The 391-nt window shown below is 48.8% G+C and carries 1 pseudogene; it reads right to left on the bottom strand.

From position 1 onward, the window contains the following. A pseudogene (locus H2O73_RS20330) lies at nucleotides 1–391 on the bottom strand (transketolase); the annotation flags it as partial.

The following is a 391-nucleotide window of genomic DNA, read 5'->3' as shown; positions in this document are numbered from 1 at the left end:
GCTTGTTGCGCTAGGTTTTGACGAGAGAAGATCAGCGCTGTTGGACCATCTTTACGCTCAATTGCTAGCTTCCAAGCAACCGCTGATTCAACTTGGTCACATGGACGCCATGTGCTCATGTTTGGAGTCAGACGTAGTGAAGCGATTTGCTCAACTGGTTGGTGCGTTGGACCATCTTCACCCAAGCCGATAGAGTCATGCGTGTAAACCTGGATGTTCTGAATTTTCATCAGTGCAGCCATGCGCATTGCGTTACGCGCGTATTCCATAAACATTAGGAATGTTGCGCCGTAAGAAACAAAACCGCCGTGTAGTGCGATACCGTTCATGATCGCTGTCATACCGAATTCACGAACACCGTAATGGATGTAGTTACCGGCAAAGTCACCCG

It is taken from the genome of Vibrio marinisediminis (assembly GCF_014050145.1).
GTDB lineage: Bacteria > Pseudomonadota > Gammaproteobacteria > Enterobacterales > Vibrionaceae > Vibrio > Vibrio marinisediminis.
This window is presented reverse-complemented; position numbering and strand designations above follow the sequence as displayed.